Below are 15,050 nucleotides of genomic sequence, written 5' to 3' on the forward strand. Positions count from 1 at the left end.
CTTGATAAAGTAATAGGGTGAATAATAATAAATATGGGCACAGTATATAACGAGAAAATGATTTCAGAAGTATTATTTATTGATGAGTGAATAAATAGTGAATAAAATCGTATTACAAGTAAGTTAATTTTCTTATATATTGTATTTGCTGGTAAATATTATGCTAGAATGAATCTCTAAAAAATATAATAGAAAGCACTTTAAAACTTAGGGGTAAAGGCTTATATGAGTAATTTAGCCACAGAAATCACACCTATCAATATTGAAGAAGAATTAAAAAATTCCTATTTAGATTACGCTATGAGCGTTATTGTTGGTCGTGCTCTTCCTGATGTTCGCGATGGCTTGAAGCCAGTTCACCGCCGCGTTTTATTCGCAATGAGCGAATTGAAGAATGATTGGAACAAACCATATAAAAAATCAGCACGTGTTGTTGGTGATGTAATCGGTAAATATCACCCACACGGTGATACAGCTGTTTATGACACTATTGTACGTATGGCGCAGCCTTTCTCTTTGCGCTACATGCTGGTAGATGGTCAAGGTAACTTCGGTTCTGTTGACGGTGATTCTGCAGCCGCAATGCGTTATACCGAAATCAGAATGTCAAAAATCGCGCATGAATTACTTGCCGATTTAGAGAAGGAAACGGTTGATTACGTACCTAACTATGATGGTACTGAATTCATTCCGGAAGTTATGCCAACGCGTATTCCTAATCTATTGGTTAATGGCTCATCTGGTATTGCTGTAGGTATGGCAACCAATATCCCACCTCATAGTTTAAACGAGGTGATTAATGGTTGTTTAGCATTAATTAAAAATCCAGACTTAAGTCTTGAAGAATTAATGGAATACATTCCAGGCCCAGATTTCCCAACACACGGTATCATTAATGGTAAAGCTGGCATCGAGCAAGCTTACCGTACTGGTCGTGGTAAAATTCATATCCGTGCTCGCGCAGATATTGAAACCAACGAACGTGGCAGAGAAACAATCGTTGTTCACGAACTACCGTACCAAGTAAACAAAGCACGCTTGATTGAAAGTATTGCTGAGTTTGTAAAAGATAAGAAAATTGAAGGCATTAGTGCTTTACGCGACGAATCTGATAAAGATGGTATGCGTATGGTTGTTGAAGTTAAGCGTGACGCTGTTGGTGAAGTTGTATTAAACAACCTTTATGCGCAAACGCGAATGCAAATTGTGTTTGGTATAAACATGGTTGCATTGATCGACAAACAACCAAAGATTTTCACGTTAAAAGAAATGCTAGATGCATTTTTACGTCATCGCCGTGAAGTTGTTACACGTCGTACTGTATTTGAACTGCGTAAAGCGCGTGAACGTGCTCATATCCTTGAGTCGTTAGCGATTGCACTAGCAAATATTGATGACATTATTGCTTTAATTAAGCAATCACCAACATCGACAGAAGCAAAGCAAGCCTTGATCAGCCGCGGTTGGCAGTTAGGCGGCGTTGCTGCAATGTTAGAACGTGCTGGTGATAATGCTGCTCGTCCTGAATGGTTAGAAGCTGAGTATGGTATTCGTGAAGGTTCGTATTTCTTAACAGAGATACAAGCACAAGCAATCCTAGACTTACGTTTACACAAACTAACAGGTCTAGAACACGAGAAAATCCTTAACGAATATAAAGATTTACTCGAAGTTATTGCTGAGTTATTACATATTCTTAATACGCCAGCGCGTTTACTTGAAGTGATCACTGAAGAGCTACAAGCTTCAAAAGATAACTTTGGTGACGAACGTCGTACTGAGATCTCGGCAAGCAGTGCAGATATTAATTTAGAAGACTTAATTGAACGTGAAGATGTTGTAGTAACACTGTCTCACGAAGGTTATGTTAAGTATCAGCCTCTTACTGATTATGACGCTCAGCGTCGTGGTGGTAAAGGTAAATCAGCAACGAAGATGAAAGAAGAAGATTTCATTGAACGTCTGTTGGTTGCTAATACACATGATCATATTCTGTGCTTCTCAAGCCGTGGTCGCTTGTACTGGATGAAGGTATATCAATTACCATTAGCTAGTCGTCAAGCCCGTGGTAAGCCAATTATTAACTTACTACCACTGGAAGAAGGTGAGCGTATTACTGCGATCCTACCTGTGTCTGAGTTTGAAGATAACAAGTTTGTCTTCATGGCAACGGCGAACGGTACAGTGAAGAAAACAGCATTAAGTGCATACAGCAAGCCTCGTGCTGGCGGTATCATTGCTGTTAACCTGAATGAAGGGAATGAACTAATCGGTGTTGATATTACTGATGGTACTAACGACATTATGTTGTTCTCTGATGAAGGTAAAGTAGTACGTTTCTGCGAGTTTGAAGAAACGCCTGTACTTGACGAAGATGGTAACCCGGTTCTAGATGAAGACGGTAAGCCTGAAATCAAGTTTAAAGGTGTGCGTCCTATGGGTCGTACAGCGACGGGTGTTCGTGGTATCAAACTTGACGAAGGTCAAAAAGTTGTGTCTCTGATCGTACCGAAGAACGATGGTGCTATCTTAACGGCAACTGAAAACGGTTACGGTAAACGAACTGAACTTGCAGAATACCCAGCGAAGAGTCGCGGTACTAAGGGTGTTGTTTCAATTAAAGTAAGTGAACGTAACGGTAAAGTTGTTGGCGCAACGCAGGTACTTGATGGTGATGAGATTATGCTTATTACTAATGGCGGCACGCTAGTAAGAACACGTGCTTCTGAAGTATCTACGGTTGGTCGTAACACACAAGGTGTTCGTTTGATCCGTACTGGTGAAGATGAGCTAGTTGTTGGTTTACAACGTATCGATGAAGTTGAAATTGATGAGAACGCAATTGTTGTTGATGATGCAGAAAATGCAGAAGCACCAACAGAAGTTCCAACGACGCCAACTGATGCTGAAGACAGCGCAGAAGAAGCTACTGAAGAGTAATTAAGGCTAGTACGTAAGTACTGAACTAGATTAACTTCATAAGGCCTGTTACTCCTAGAGTGACAGGCCTTTTTTACTTTTTGCTGCGGTTTACTACAAAGTTGCAAGTGGTCGCATGTAATTTATAAAAGAAGGTTGGTATGGCTTATTAAAACCGTTTGCTAAACCCAAGCTCAATTGAATCATGCTTAGTTATGGGCTCACCGGGTCGGACACGATGGGTTCCGGTGGTATAGCGAATAAAGGTGTCAAACCAAACTGGCTTAAAGGTAACGGTGAAATCTTGATGGGTAATACTATCATTTTCGACTTCTTTCCAACCTTCATTACCAGATAATAACTTATCGTAACCAACTGAGTAGCCAATATCACACCATGGTACTAGAGCATAACGAGCACCGAGGCTGTTTTTCCATTCTCTATTATCAAAAATTTCAAGTTCTAAAATGGGGAACCCTTTAGTCTTACGCCATTGATGTGAAGTATTTATATATATAACTAAAGATTCAGTTACTTGAGTAACAATTAACCCCCCCAAATTATAAACATCAACATTATCAGAACGCCCATAACTTCCGTAGGCTTCAGTATAAAATGAACCTAGCATCATGCCATAACTACCGCCGAACGCGAGATAACCAGTCGAATCCAGTTCGGCATTAATATTAACTTCCTCTGTTATATCGGTACTAGCAAATACAGTTGTAATTAATTTATCGTTATAACTGCTCACTTCCGTTGACAAGCTTGTTGCCCATAAGAACGAACAGTTAAAATAGCATAAAGAACAAAATACGATTCTAATAAATTTAAACCCTTGCATTGATATGCAGGACCTAGCGACTAACAAAAATGTTATAAATATTTTTGTTAGTCTGTGGCATTTAAAGTAGCCATTTGAGCTAACCGTAGTTAAAGTATTCATTGAAATGTTAACGTTCTAGTTTTACTTTTGGTTTTATATTAGCTTTTGTATCGCTGCTAATTGTGGGCATTTTAGAATTGGTGACGGCTGGATCTGGTTTTGGTACAGGTGCTGGATCGACACCGTAGCGACCATCAATTGTCGAGTTAGCCCAATCTATTTTAATCGTGCCACCAGTAGTGTCGATTTTATACACATCTCCACCACCTTGGTGGGGATTTTCAGGGTCAATAACATGTAAAGTCCATATTCCGCTATATTCATTTTGAACCGTCGCGATTACTTTGCCGTCAGGGGATGTCACATTTTTAGTTCCATCACCTTCAAGAGCACCCTCAATGGTACCTAATAACTCACCATTATAAAAAATTTGATCATCAATTACTGTATAACCGGTATCATCTTTTTCAATAGGATTTTCAGGATCACCTGGATTTATAAAACCAGGATCGCCATCAAACTCTGGCGCTGTTTCTTTACTTATATCGCCACCGGAGCTGCAAGCAGTGATAAAAAAAATACTCATAACAATTAAAAGAAATCTTTTCATATACGCCTCTGCGTTAAAATAGAACTCTATATTATCTTAGCAGGTGCTAATTTAATTGCAGATGTACTGCTTAGTATTATGGGGCTGTTGGTGAGAGGGTTAGACCTTAAGAATATGAAATAAGAAGGTGAGCGTATTACTGCGATCCTACCTGTTTCTGTGTCTGAAGATCGAAGTTTGTCTTCATGGTAATGGCGAACGGTACAGTGAATAAAATAGCATTAAGTGTATACAGTGTTATTCATATTTTTATTATTAATGCGTGGTTTGTCGTAAATAGTATCGTCTCACTTGTCATTTTTATTTATGCCAATATACTCAGTTAGATAGCGATTTTGTTAGACTTAGTAACAGCTGATAGAGTTGGTAAATATAGCGTTTTATCATATAAATGTGAATATCAATGATACCGACAATGCTAACTATTGATTTAAGGGAAAGAGATGGATATCTGGAATGTCATTAGTGATATTAAAGCTCAAATTAATAATGTTTTCGGCAGTAAAGTAACATACAGCGAAGATGTCAGAATGAGTCTGGCAGTCATACTTGTCGATTTGGCATGTATAGATAATGATTTCTGTAATGATGAACATAAATATATAAAAAATAAACTGTGCAGTTACTTTCAGATAACGCTGGACGAATCGTATGTATTAATTGAAAAAGCGAAAAATGTAGCAGAACACAATTTATCTCAAGACTCTTTTGCAGAATATCTTAAACAAAATATATCAGCAGAAGAAAGAGAATGTATGTTAAAAATCATGAATGAAATTGTTTGGGCAGATAATGAGTTTGTCTCTTTTGAAAAGAGATTGAAAACCCGTTTTGCTAAAATATTAGGCGTTCGTGAGGATAGTACTTCGTTATAAATCATTTGTGCCCTCATTACCTATTATCGCCATTCACCTAAGTTCACGCGATATCTCGTGGTATTCGATTACACGGCTTAGTTCGTTGCGTTAGTTCTATCAAATTTATGCGTAAGCAAAAAGGAAACATCATGTTATTAAAAGGCTCATGTCATTGTCAATCAGTTAAATTTCAAGTTGAATCAAAACATCCTTATCCGTTTAACTTTTGTTATTGCAGCATTTGTCGAAAAACAGCTGGTGGTGGTGGGTACGCGGTCAATTTAAGTGGCGATGCTGAATCCCTGAAAATAGAAGGCAAAGAATATATTGGTATTTACAACGCTAAAACGGATGGGGGGGTTAGCCCGATGGAAAGAAATTTTTGTCGTAATTGTGCCAGTGCATTGTGGGTTTACGACCCTAGGTGGCCAGAGTTACTACATCCATTCGCATCAGCAATTGATAGTACATTACCAGTGCCTCCTGAAAGAACACATCTTATGCTATCAAGTAAAAAGGGCTGGGTAGAAGCTGATGTTAAGGCTAATGATAAATGTTTTTCAGAATATCCAGAAGAAAGCATAGCGCAATGGCATGAAAGGTTAAACTTAGTAAAGTAATTGCAATAACGTCATCAATCACATTGCGGGTGACACTATTTTTGCTAAAATAACGGCTATAAAAATATAAGCAAAATTTAATCGCTGCTGTTTGCAGTGTTGTGTGGACATGAGGAATACAATGAACTTTCCAAACGATATTGATGGCGATGTAATGCGCAGTCTAGAAGAAAATGGCTTTGATTTTGACAATGAAACTCAGGTTGAGTTTAATATAGATTTTAAGCATTGGCCTCTTACTGATAATGAGAAAGAAGCAATACAAAAACTATATCCAAATTGTGAATTGATCGAGCCTGAAGAAGCAGACATAAATAATGGTGACTTATTTGGCTATGTTCAATTTTATGTATTGAGCAAAGTAGACCACGATTTCATTGTAAATACTCAGAACTCGGTAACAAACCAAATGAAACAATATGGCGGTTGGTGTGATTCATGGGCAGTTGGTTTAGGCCATGCTTAATTTATAAGAGTAAGAGTAGGTGTCGCGCAGGTGACACCTATTCTTAGAAAAATAGAAGCCTGTCGAACCGTCCGAGAATCACCATCAATGATCAATATGTCTTTATTAAAAACAAGCTTACTTACAGGCTCGGCGTTAATTGCATTTGCAGCCAACTCTGTACTATGTCGTTTAGCCTTGGGTAATGGTGCTATTGATGCATCAAGCTTTACCGTAATTCGATTGTTATCAGGCGCTATTGCTTTGTTCATTATTTTAAGCATTAGAGGAAGCAATAAAGGGGTATCATCTAAAGGCAGTTGGACTGCTGGTTTTATACTGTTCCTTTATGCAATAACATTTTCATATGCTTACCTTTCTGTGGATACCGGTACTGGTGCACTTATTCTATTTGGTGCCGTTCAAATTACCATGATATTGCTGTCGCTTATTTCTGGTACGCGATTGCATATTAGTGAGTGGGCTGGTGTTATCGTCGCTTTCACCGGGTTTATTTATCTCATACTGCCTAGTATAACCACGCCTTCAGTGAACGGTTTCATACTGATGACAGTCTCTGGGATTTCATGGGGTATTTATACATTAAAAGGGCGTAGCTCCAAAAATCCGCTGATGGATACGACTTATAACTTTTTAAGAACCATCCCTTTTGTGACGTTATTAGCTTTTGTTACTCAACAAAATCTAAATTATTCATCAGAAGGGATAATGTTAGCGTTGTTATCAGGTGCTATAACATCTGGAGTAGGTTACACAATATGGTATATCGCGCTTGCCGGCCTATCTTCAACACAAGCAGCCGTTATTCAATTGTCTGTTCCAGTGATCGCCGCAATAGGCGGGGTTATATTTGTGTCCGAGATAATTACAACCCGCCTAATCATTTCAGCCGCCATCGTCATTGGTGGTATATTAATGGTGATTTCAGGAAAATATTATTTCACTCTCAGCAAGTCGAAATAAAAATCGAGCAGATTTGAATCATTAAACGCCACCTAGACGGAAATAATCTGTTTCGCTCAACATTCCATTTACCTAGTCATACTTTTAGATAATAGACATATACTTAACAGTTAGGCGCTTACTCATTTATCTCGCCAATTAGCTATCAACATAACAAATAGGTAAATTTATGATTCGAAATATTTTCTTTGCAGTTTTTGCCTTGGTCGCTTCTTCTTACGTCATTGCTGATGAAAGCCTTATCTCATTTGAAAGTAACTATAGCGTCCAAGAAACCGCTGACAGGTTTGAGTCGATATTAAAAGACAAAGGCTTAACTTTGTTCGCTAGGATTGATCATCAAAAAAATGCTGCTGATGTGAACTTGGAGCTAAGAGCAACGGAAGTAATTATTTTTGGCAACCCTAAAGTCGGAACACCGTTAATGCTGTGTGCTCAAAATGTGGCAATTGACCTGCCTCAGAAGGTACTTATTAGTGAAGATTCAGAGAACAGGGTTTGGCTTTCATATAACAACCCCGAATACATTAAAGCACGTCATAATATCCAAGGCTGCGATAAAGTCATCAATAAAATTTCAACAGTACTCAGTAAATTAAGTATCGCCACAATATCTAGCAATTAGTATTGTAATATCAGTTTTGTAATAGCAGCGTTTACAGGTTTATTGTGGCGTTAGACCATCAACTTAAATGGAATTTATCTATGCAAATAAAATTGTTAGTATCACTATTGGCTGTTGCTTTAGCGTTACCTGTTTTCGCAGACAAACCTGAGTGGGCTGGTAATGGGAAGCCCACTTCAGAGCAAAAAGAAGCACACAAATCAGCGATGCAAGCAAAAAGTGATGAGCAAGACAGTACAAAAATAACAAAGGAAAAGAAAGATCGTACAGATAAAGAAAAAGGCAGCGAAAAGCAAAAAGACAAGAAATTGAACCAAGAACAAAAAGAGCTTGATAAAGGCTCACAGAAAGGTAAAGACAGCAGTGAAACCAGAAATAAATGGTGGAAATTCTGGGGTGAATAAATTTAACCTGACAAAACATATCCATACTCGACATAAAGGACGTCAAATGGTCACAATCGAAAAACTTACAAATTTGAGTGCTGAAGCTGTACTTAAAGTTACTTTAGCGGAAGAGCAGGTTAAGTTTGCTGGTACAGCTGCAGATTTCCTTGCAGATGGTAGTGATACGATACATCTTCACGTGATCAAGTTTGATGATGACGTTGTTGGATTTTTCAAAATAGACGTTATGTATTCATTAAGCAATGAACTTGGTATTGAAAATTGCATTGGATTGAGAGCTTTTGCTATTGATGTAAATCAGCAAGGCAAGGGGTTGGGATCTGCATCAGTGAAAGCATTATTTCCTTACCTAAAACAGAATTATTCATCTTATGGATCGATTTATCTCACTGTTAATTGCAAAAATCCAGGTGCCCGAATTTGCTATCAAAAAGGCGGTTTTGAGGACTCGGGTGAAAAGTATCTTGGCGGTGCCGCTGGCCCTCAATATATTATGCACGGTAAAATCGCATAATATGATTACGTGAATGAAGCTGGATTCGAGTAATAAGTGCAACAAAAACGAATTAATTCAATTTAACAGCGCTATATACGCAAAGGAATATACAGAAATGCTTCATGTAGAAATCAAATATACCGATAATTTGGACATAGATACCGACAAAATATTTAATGTTGTAGAGGGTATTATCACTGACAGTGATAAGAGTGCGGGCGAATGTAAATCAAGAGCGTATCCTTGTTCTCAGTACAAATATCCCCACATGCTCGTGACAATCTCTTTATTAACTAAGCCACACCGAGATGATGCATTTACGCATAAGCTAAGTAACCAAATTGAACACGCAATAAAAAATAATCTTAAGCAAAGTTTATATTTTTCGCTCACAATTGAATACAGCCCTGCTTACTATTCTACAAATATTCATCTTGTTGAAGGTGACGAACTTCCGCGCCTAATAGATTAGTTATGCCTTTAAATGGTGATCAGTACAATCAGTTCGGATAAATTTAGGTAAGGTAAACGGAATATGGTTTTAATGTACCTTTTAGGAATTGTGGTAATGTTGTCGTTTATCCTTTCAGTTTGGCATTACACTAGAAAAAATAAGCTCAAATGGGTTAGGGTATTTATAGTGCTCACTGTCAGCTTAACCGGTTTTATTGTGCTAGACGGTTCGACTTTCTGGCTCGTTGATTCTTGCCTTGATGCGAGCGGTAGTTTCAACTATGAACAAGATAAGTGTGAGTATTAGGCTATGGATATTCTGTTAACCATCATTAACTTTATCGCCAGCTTTGTCGTGGTTCAATTTTGTATTATCACTCTGCTCATTGTTTTTGGTAAAGGAAAAAAATCTGCACTAGCTAAAACCGGGCTGGACTTTACTGAGTTATCTTTCGATTATACAAATCTGCCACCATTGAACAGGTTCGAGAGCAGAGATGGCAAAGGCTTGACGTATCGACACTATCCGTCTCAATCTAATATAGTGCTCATCCTACTGCATGGTTCAGGTTGGCATAGTCAGTATTTCCTGCCTTTGGCTGAGTCTATCAGCGCAGGTGGGCTGGCTGAGGTTTATACCCCAGATTTACGGGGCCATGGACCAACACCTGAGCGGCGCGGGGATGTCGAACACATTGACCAATTGGAAGATGACCTGGCGGATCTTATTGCTCACATTCGAAAAGTTCGTCCCAACGCGAAATTGATTGTCGGTGGTCACTCATCTGGCGGTGGATTAGCTATACGTTTTGCGGGCAGTCGATACGCCAAGCAAGTAGACGCCTACCTGTTACTTTCGCCTTTTCTTAAATACAACGCGGCTACGATGCGTCCTAATTCAGGTGGCTGGGCAAATCCTTACACAGGTCGAATCGTTGGACTAAGCATGCTTAATATGATGGGTATTCATTGGTGTGATTCACTGACTGCTATCTCGTTTTATATGCCCAAAGCAGTGCGCGATGGAACCGAAACCTTGGCGTATTCTCATCGACTAAATACCGCTTACGCCCCTCGGGATTATAAAAAAGATCTCAGCGCCATCACCCAACCAGTATTGGTTGTTGGTGGTTGCGCTGATGATGCCTTTATTGCCGAACAGTTTGAGCCAGTCATATCACAATACACCGACGTAGAAGTGTCGCTACTGCCTAATGTGACACACATGGGCGTTGTTGTCGGACCTCAAGTTAAAGCTGTAGTTAAAGACTGGCTAGTTGATTTTAATGAGCAATGAGAGTCGTAACGAGAGAAAGGATGAGAATAACAATATTTAATTAACAATGAGATTAAAATGAAAAAACAGATTGAACAAAAGATTGGCAATATTGCATTAGTTGTTTAAAATTATGATGCTATCGAATTTTATACCAAGAAATTAAACTTTGAGCTAATCGAAGATACTGATTTAGGTGGTGGCAAGCGTTGGGTTCAGATATCACCTCCGAACTCAACGGGAACAAATTTACTCTTAGCTCAAGCGAGTAATGAAGAACAGACAAAATCAGTCGGAAATCAAACTGGTGGTCGCGTATTTTTGTTTCTGCAAACCAATGACTTTTGGCGTGATTACGAATCGATGCAAGAAAATGGCGTCCATGTTCTCAAGGAAACTGCAGTTCGGCTTTGTTCTTGTGTTCGGGAGTTTGATACCGTATCTCGTGTTGGTGGTGATGAATTCTGGATTTTACTGACGAATATGCCCGATAAAGGTAGCATTATAGCTATCGCAGAAAATTTGATTGAAGCGGTTGCTGCTCCGTATAAATTACAGGGCGAACAGGTAACTATTGGCGCCAGCATAGGTGTTGCTTTATATCCTGACCATGGGGTCAGTCCTCAGGAATTAGTCAACTTGGCAGACCAAACTATGTATGAAATAAAACGCCAAGGGAAAAATAACTATGCGTTCGCAGACGTAATTAGCGAACTAAATGTTAATGAAGTAATGTAACTGACTATCACTGCGAAACATCCTACCCGCTAGCGAAACAGTACTTCATCGCCTATCTTAGTATTAACCACCTCTGATAACATTAATGCAATTAAGGAGATAATCCATGCTTGTGTTAGATGCATTTTTCACAAAACTTTGGCAACAATACTGTGTCATTAGTCCGCAAGCTGTCGATATACATCAATTATTTGAAAGTAGTGGTGAAGAGCTAGTGAATGATCACGTTGCTTTTCGCACCTTCGCTGATTCTCATATTGGCATCGATATATTAGAAGATGAGGTATTAGCGCTCGGTTATCGACATCTTGACTCTTATAAGTTTGACGTTAAGAAACTGGATGCGCGCTGTTATGTGCATGATAAATCACCGACTAAAATCTTCATCAGTGAGCTGCGCTGGAAGTATTTATCTGAAGCCTCTCAGGTTATTATTCAAGACATTATAGAACAGGCAAAATCGACATTGAAATCCCCCTTACTGGAGCAATCGAGTCGGGGACTCAGCCCATTGTTAAGCGCTGGCCGCTTATGGAAATTACCAAGTTACGCAGATTATCAAACCTTAGCCGAAGAGTCCGAATACGCGGCTTGGCTATCGGTCTGGGGGCTCCGCGCCAACCATTTTACCATATTCGTAAATCACTTAAAAAACACCCCCGAATTGTCACAAGTCGTGGCGTTATTGCGGCAACAAGGTTACCAGCTGAATGAGGCGGGCGGTGTGATCAAAGGCACACCATCGGACTGCTTAATTCAAGCGGCTACGATGGCTGATACTTGCATGGTAGATTTTCACGATGCTGGCGAACAAGCGATAAGCAGTTGCTATTATGAATTTGCACAGCGCTTTAACCAAGAAGATGGGACGTTATATCAAGGGTTTGTACCGATGAGTGCGGATAAAATATTTGAATCGACCAACATGAAATCCATACTTGGTAGTACGACCTCCGACGACGAAAGTTAGGCGTTAGCAGCCTTAGGGAGTTATAAATGGCAAAACGAATTGTTGTTTTAGGACTTGGCCGCATTGGCGGTGCAATTGCTCAAATCCTCAATAGTCACGATGGTTATGATGTCACAGGCGCTGATATCAACCCTAATGCCGTTGCGCATTTTAGTGATCAATTTACCACTAAGTTATTAGCTAACTCGTCAGCAGATACTCGAGATTATAATGATTTACTGGCAGGCCAGGATGCGGTTATATCAGCATTAACATTCAACGATAACCCCTATGTTGCACAGGCCGCGCTAGTTAATGGCTGTAGCTATTTTGATTTAACTGAAGATGTCCGTTGCACGCAAGCAATTAAAGAAATAGCCATCGCAGCAGCGCTTGGTCAGGTATTTATGCCGCAATGTGGTTTAGCGCCCGGGTTTATCGGTATTTTGGGTTACAGCTTTAGGCATAATTTTGACCGCCTTGATAGTCTTAAACTACGCGTTGGGGCGTTACCTGAATACCCATCCAATCAAATGATGTACAACCTGACTTGGTCTACAGAAGGCTTAATCAACGAATATGCTAATCCGTGTGAATCAATAAAAAATCATATTCTTACGTTAACTGAGCCATTGGAAGGTCGCGAAGTATTCTCAATCTCGGGCGTCGAGTACGAAGCATTTAATACCTCAGGTGGCTTGGCGAATCTTTGTTATAGCTTGGACGGAAAACTGCGAGAACTGACTTATAAAACTATCCGTTATCCAGGCCATTGCAAGTTAATGAAGTTCTTGTTTCATGACTTACGCCTAGGTGAAGAGGGTAAGCGTCGAGATATGCTCATGGAGATATTTGAAAGTTCAGTCGCAACGACAATGCAAGATCTGGTTCTGATCTCTGTAGTGGCCACGGGCTATGTCGATGACAGATTAAGGCAATGCAGTCGTACTTTCTTACTCCGCCATACTGCAGAGCAAAGTGCCATTCAAATCGCCACTGCCAGTGCAGCAGTCGCCACAGTCGATTTAATTTTAAATAGCTGTGAACAGCGACAAGGGTTTGTTGAGCAAGAGACGTTAGATATCGAAGACTTCTTAGCAAACGACTTTGCTCAAGTCTATCGTGATGCGGAATTAAGTATCTAGTTATAATAACGAGGATAATCACATGCATGAAGCAATTTTGAAAACCGTACTTGGCGACTTTTATGCTAAAGATAAACACTATGGTAGTGCGTATCTTGGTGACCAACGCTTTGACAGCGATACTAAAGTGGATGTGATTAGCCCTAACGATGGTCAAAAATTTGTGTCCATCAGTCATGCACAACCCGATGTCATTGCAAAAGTGATCCGCAGTGCAACCACCGAGTTTTATCATTGGCGTAGTGTTCCCGCCCCGCAGCGTGGAGAGTTAGTCAGATTGTTTGCGGAAAAAGCGCGTGTAGCGAAACATCAATTAGCCACTATTATTAGCATTGAAGCGGGTAAGCCCTTTCAAGAAAGCTTGGGTGAAGTACAAGAGTTAATTGATGTATGTGATTTTGCAGTGGGTTTATCTCGACAACTGTATGGGTTAACTATTGCGACAGAAAGACCTAACCATAGAATGATGGAGCAATGGCATCCTCTTGGTCCTGTAGTTATCATTACCGCGTTTAACTTCCCCATGGCAGTGTGGGCTTGGAATGCAGCTATTAGCTTGATTTGTGGTAACAGTATTATTTGGAAACCATCGAGCCAAACACCACTCAGCGGATTAGCCTGCCATCAATTACTATTATCAGCCATTAAACAGTTTGGTGCTAACCCTGCGCTTAGCAGTATTGTTTTCGGTGAGAAACCGCAAGTCGAACAATTAGTCGATCATAAAGATATAGCTCTGGTTTCAGCAACAGGTTCATGTGCAATGGGACGCGCGGTTAATTGTCGTGTTGCGGCGCGAATGGGACGTACACTATTAGAACTGGGCGGTAACAATGCCATGATTGTGTGCCCGAGTGCCGATCTTGAATTAGCTATTCGCGCGATCACCTTCTCAGCTTTGGGCACGAGCGGTCAACGCTGTACAACACTGCGTCGATTGATTGTGCATAGCAGTCTAAAACATCAAGTACTCACCAAATTAGAGGCGATTTATAAAACCGTGAGTATCGGCGACCCCTTTGATGGCAATAACTTAATGGGTCCACTGGTTAACCAGCAAGCCATCGATACCATGAAAGCCAGTATTAAAACCGCTATTTCTCAGGGGGGAAAACTAATTACGGGCGCTGAAAAAGTATCGAATTTAGGTAATAAAGGTAAAGGCGATCACGGATTTTATATCACGCCTGCTATTATCGATATAGATGCTAAGGCTGATGTTGTCCAGCAGGAGACCTTTGCACCTCTGCTTTATGTACACACTTACGACTCACTTGAGCAGGCGATAGCAATACAGAATGGTGTTAGCCAGGGGCTGTCTTCAGCTATCTTTACTAAAGACATGACTGAAGCAGAGATTTTCGTCAGCGTAAGAGGCTCTGATTGTGGGCTCGTCAATGTCAATATTGGTACTTCAGGGGCCGAAATTGGAGGTGCCTTTGGTGGCGAAAAAGATACCGGTGGTGGCCGTGAAAGTGGCTCCGATGCATGGAAAGCTTATATGCGTCGTATGACTAACACCATTAATTACGGCAACGAGTTACCTTTGGCGCAAGGCATTAGTTTTGATATGCCAAAAGGTGATTAAGCGTTATGTTAGCAGCAGGTATATTATTCTTATTTATTGAATAACAATTTTT

16 protein-coding genes are annotated in these 15,050 nt (G+C 40.0%); 14 read left to right on the forward strand and 2 right to left on the reverse strand.

Going from position 1 to position 15,050, the window contains the following annotated elements:
- The first annotated feature begins 225 nt into the window (after positions 1–225).
- Entirely contained in the window at positions 226–2,940 is a 2,715-nt protein-coding gene (gyrA, locus tag CXF93_RS08820; RefSeq protein ID WP_101062054.1) for a DNA topoisomerase (ATP-hydrolyzing) subunit A, read from the forward strand.
- A gap of 148 nt (positions 2,941–3,088) precedes the next feature.
- Here gyrA and CXF93_RS08825 read toward each other — a convergent pair whose 3' ends face one another.
- Complete coding sequence (locus CXF93_RS08825; RefSeq protein WP_157824434.1) at positions 3,089–3,685, reverse strand: hypothetical protein; 597 nt, start codon at positions 3,683–3,685, stop codon at positions 3,089–3,091.
- 187 nt (positions 3,686–3,872) lie between these two features.
- Positions 3,873–4,415 (reverse strand): hypothetical protein, encoded by a 543-nt coding sequence (locus CXF93_RS08830; protein WP_157824435.1) that lies wholly within the window; start codon positions 4,413–4,415, stop codon positions 3,873–3,875.
- Between the two features lie 443 nt (positions 4,416–4,858).
- Here CXF93_RS08830 and CXF93_RS08835 point away from each other — a divergent pair, with 443 nt between their 5' ends.
- The 13 genes from CXF93_RS08835 to CXF93_RS08900 all read left to right on the forward strand — a co-directional run bounded on the left by CXF93_RS08835 (position 4,859) and on the right by CXF93_RS08900 (position 14,998).
- Positions 4,859–5,290, forward strand: a complete 432-nt coding sequence (locus tag CXF93_RS08835) for a TerB family tellurite resistance protein (protein WP_101062057.1) — start codon at positions 4,859–4,861, stop codon at positions 5,288–5,290.
- A 131-nt stretch (positions 5,291–5,421) separates the two neighbouring features.
- Positions 5,422–5,892, forward strand: a complete 471-nt coding sequence (locus CXF93_RS08840; protein WP_101062058.1) for a GFA family protein — start codon at positions 5,422–5,424, stop codon at positions 5,890–5,892.
- A 121-nt stretch (positions 5,893–6,013) separates the two neighbouring features.
- Positions 6,014–6,358, forward strand: coding sequence for a ribonuclease E inhibitor RraB (locus tag CXF93_RS08845; protein ID WP_101062059.1), 345 nt, complete (start codon positions 6,014–6,016; stop codon positions 6,356–6,358).
- 87 nt (positions 6,359–6,445) lie between these two features.
- Positions 6,446–7,321, forward strand: coding sequence for a DMT family transporter (locus CXF93_RS08850; protein ID WP_101062060.1), 876 nt, complete (start codon positions 6,446–6,448; stop codon positions 7,319–7,321).
- 169 nt (positions 7,322–7,490) lie between these two features.
- Positions 7,491–7,946, forward strand: a complete 456-nt coding sequence (locus tag CXF93_RS08855) for a DUF302 domain-containing protein (RefSeq protein WP_101062061.1) — start codon at positions 7,491–7,493, stop codon at positions 7,944–7,946.
- An 80-nt stretch (positions 7,947–8,026) separates the two neighbouring features.
- A complete protein-coding gene (locus CXF93_RS08860) occupies positions 8,027–8,350 on the forward strand; it encodes a hypothetical protein (RefSeq protein ID WP_101062062.1) in 324 nt (107 codons plus the stop codon).
- Positions 8,310–8,867 carry a GNAT family N-acetyltransferase gene (locus CXF93_RS08865; protein WP_232784153.1) on the forward strand — a complete coding sequence of 186 codons (558 nt, stop codon included), beginning with the start codon at positions 8,310–8,312 and terminating at the stop codon, positions 8,865–8,867. The genes CXF93_RS08860 and CXF93_RS08865 overlap by 41 nt, the downstream gene beginning before the upstream one ends.
- Before the next feature lie 97 nt (positions 8,868–8,964).
- Complete coding sequence (locus tag CXF93_RS08870) at positions 8,965–9,321, forward strand: hypothetical protein (RefSeq protein ID WP_101063302.1); 357 nt, start codon at positions 8,965–8,967, stop codon at positions 9,319–9,321.
- A 489-nt stretch (positions 9,322–9,810) separates the two neighbouring features.
- Positions 9,811–10,599, forward strand: a complete 789-nt coding sequence (locus CXF93_RS08880; protein WP_232784154.1) for an alpha/beta hydrolase — start codon at positions 9,811–9,813, stop codon at positions 10,597–10,599.
- A gap of 120 nt (positions 10,600–10,719) precedes the next feature.
- Entirely contained in the window at positions 10,720–11,316 is a 597-nt protein-coding gene (locus CXF93_RS22360) for a diguanylate cyclase domain-containing protein (protein WP_255418840.1), read from the forward strand.
- Positions 11,317–11,422: 106 nt separating this feature from the next.
- Complete coding sequence (locus CXF93_RS08890; RefSeq protein ID WP_101062075.1) at positions 11,423–12,286, forward strand: DUF1338 domain-containing protein; 864 nt, start codon at positions 11,423–11,425, stop codon at positions 12,284–12,286.
- Between the two features lie 26 nt (positions 12,287–12,312).
- A complete protein-coding gene (locus tag CXF93_RS08895; RefSeq protein WP_101062076.1) occupies positions 12,313–13,410 on the forward strand; it encodes a saccharopine dehydrogenase family protein in 1,098 nt (365 codons plus the stop codon).
- A gap of 22 nt (positions 13,411–13,432) precedes the next feature.
- Complete coding sequence (locus CXF93_RS08900) at positions 13,433–14,998, forward strand: aldehyde dehydrogenase family protein (RefSeq protein ID WP_101062078.1); 1,566 nt, start codon at positions 13,433–13,435, stop codon at positions 14,996–14,998.
- Positions 14,999–15,050 lie beyond the last annotated feature (52 nt).

The sequence above is a fragment of the Moritella sp. Urea-trap-13 genome, assembly GCF_002836355.1.
Classification (GTDB): domain Bacteria; phylum Pseudomonadota; class Gammaproteobacteria; order Enterobacterales; family Moritellaceae; genus Moritella.